Source organism: Pseudomonas sp., assembly GCF_050739995.1.
In the GTDB taxonomy this organism is placed as follows: Bacteria; Pseudomonadota; Gammaproteobacteria; order Pseudomonadales; family Pseudomonadaceae; genus Aquipseudomonas.
In genome coordinates this window covers 1-2,406 of sequence record NZ_JBOICG010000354.1, presented here as the reverse complement: position 1 = coordinate 2,406, position 2,406 = coordinate 1, and the positions used below count along the sequence as shown (strand labels likewise).

The window sequence follows — 2,406 nt, the reverse complement described above, 5'->3', positions numbered from 1 at the left end:
GGCAAAAAGCGCGCAATTAAACCACAACCGCGTGGCATGACAATTTGTGTTCGGCGGTAGGTAGCGACGGCACTTTGTGGTTAACTCCTGCCTCTCGAATTCGTTTAATCAAACCCAGCATAAGGATTCTGTTCATGGCTCAAGTCACCCTTCGCGGTAACCCTGTCCAAGTTGAAGGCGAATTGCCACAAGTCGGCTCCCAGGCTCCAGACTTCACCCTGACTGCCGGTGACCTGTCTGACGCTACCTTGGCGACCTTTGCCGGCAAGCGCAAAGTGCTGAACATCTTCCCAAGCGTCGACACCCCGACTTGCGCCACGTCGGTGCGCAAGTTCAACGCCCAGGCCAACGATGTGGCCAACACCGTTGTACTGTGCATCTCTTCGGACCTGCCATTCGCCCAGGCGCGCTTCTGTGGTTCCGAAGGCCTGGAAAACGTGAAGAACCTGTCGGACTTCCGCAGCGCGGCGTTCTCCGAAGACTACGGCGTGAACATCGTTGATGGCCCGCTGCGCAGCTTGACCGCCCGCGCCGTCGTGGTGCTGGATGAAAACGACAAAGTGCTGCACAGCGAACTGGTTTCCGAAATCGGCCACGAGCCGAACTACGAAGCAGCCCTGGCTGTTTTGAAGTAACTGTTTCTGCGCATTACTGTCGTTTTGCAGTAACACGCGTAATGCATGCTTGCGGCCTGGCCTAGTCCAGGCCGTTTTTATTTGTGCCTCAAATGCTTAGCGAAATAGCGAGCAGACTAAGATCAGAAGTTAAAAGTTGTAAGTCCAAGGTAAATAGCCGGTAAAGGCGCTTTTCTTAATGCGCCCCAGTGCTTATCTTTCAGCCTCCCAAAGAAGAAGCTCTCGCGCCCAATGGTTGATCAATCCATGCAATCCTCCCCCCGTAAGTCCCGCCGCTGGCTGTTCGGCCTGCTTGTGCTGCTGGTTATCGCCGGCCTGTGCTGGAAATTCTGGCCTGGCAGCCACAAGGACGCCGCTGCACAAAAGCCGGAAGGCCGTGCCGGCAAGTCGGGGATGATGCGCCCGGGTTTTGGTGGCTCCACCGGCCCGATTCCGGTGCGTGTGGCGCCGGCGGTGGAGGGGGAATTCCCGGTGTACTACAAGGCATTGGGCACGGTGACTGCGCTCAATACCATTAATGTACGCAGCCGGGTGGGCGGTGAGCTGGTGAGGATCGCCTTCGAAGAAGGGCAGATGGTCAAGGCCGGTGACTTGCTGGCGGAAATCGACCCGCGCAGCTACCAGAACGCCTTGCTCCAGGCCCAGGGCACGCTGTTGCAGAACCAGGCCCAGCTGAAAAACGCCCAGGTCGACGTGCAGCGTTATCGTGACCTGTATGCTCAGGACAGTATCGCCAAGCAGACCCTGGACACCGCCGAAGCGCTGGTGCTGCAATACCAGGGCACGGTCAAGACCAACCAGGGCGCGGTGGACGACGCCAAACTCAACCTCGAATTCACCAAGATCCGCGCCCCCATCAGTGGCCGAGTAGGTTTGCGTCAGGTCGACGTGGGCAACCTGGTGGCGGCCAATGACACCACCTTCCTCGCGGTGATCACCCAGACCCAGCCGATCAGCGTGGTCTTCACCTTGCCGGAAAACACCCTCGACACCGTCCTGGCCCGTTACCACACCGGTAACAAGCTGCCCGTGGAAGCCTGGGACCGTGGCGATGTGAAAAAGCAGGCGGTCGGCGTCTTGCAGAGCCTGGACAACCAGATCGACGTCACCACCGGCACCCTGAAATTCAAGGGACGTTTCGATAACAAGGACCAGGCGCTGTTCCCCAACCAGTTCGTCAACGTGCACCTGCTGGCCGACACCCTGCACAACGTAGTGTTGGCACCGTCCGCCGCGATCCAGTTCGGCAATAACGGTACCTTCGTCTACAAGCTCGACGGTGACAAGAAGGTCAAGATGCAGCCCTTGGTGGTCGGCGATTCCGATGGCGACAACACGGTCATCAAGGAAGGCCTGGTAGCCGGTGACCGCGTGGTACTGGAAGGCACCGACCGCCTGAAGGACGGCAGCGAAATCGAAGTGGTCAACGACAGCAGCGAAGTCTTGACGACCCCGACCGAGCACTTGCAAGGCAAGCCTGCGGCAGAAGAGAAAACCGGCGCTGACGCCGGCAAGGCGCAAAAGGTCGGTTCATGAACCTGTCGCGGCTGTTTATCCTTCGCCCGGTTGCCACCACCCTGAGCATGCTGGCCATTGTCTTGGCCGGCATTATTGCTTATCGGTTGTTGCCGGTATCGGCGTTGCCCCAGGTGGATTACCCGACCATCCGGGTGATGACCCTGTACCCTGGCGCGAGCCCGGACGTGATGACCAGCGCGGTCACCGCGCCCCTTGAGCGCCAGTTCGGCCAGATGCCCGGGCTGACCCAGAT

General features: G+C 59.2%; 3 protein-coding genes. All 3 read left to right on the top strand.

The genetic code is table 11. From position 1 onward, the window contains the following. Positions 1-134: 134 nt before the first annotated feature. Positions 135-635, top strand: a complete 501-nt coding sequence (gene tpx, locus ACRESD_RS11835) for a thiol peroxidase (RefSeq protein ID WP_431751065.1) — start codon at positions 135-137, stop codon at positions 633-635. Positions 636-866: 231 nt separating this feature from the next. Next, positions 867-2,171, top strand: coding sequence for an MdtA/MuxA family multidrug efflux RND transporter periplasmic adaptor subunit (locus ACRESD_RS11830; RefSeq protein WP_431751064.1), 1,305 nt, complete (start codon positions 867-869; stop codon positions 2,169-2,171). After that, on the top strand, positions 2,168-2,406 hold a 239-nt coding region (locus ACRESD_RS11825), incomplete at its 3' end, for an efflux RND transporter permease subunit (protein ID WP_431751063.1). The genes ACRESD_RS11830 and ACRESD_RS11825, both read left to right, overlap by 4 nt.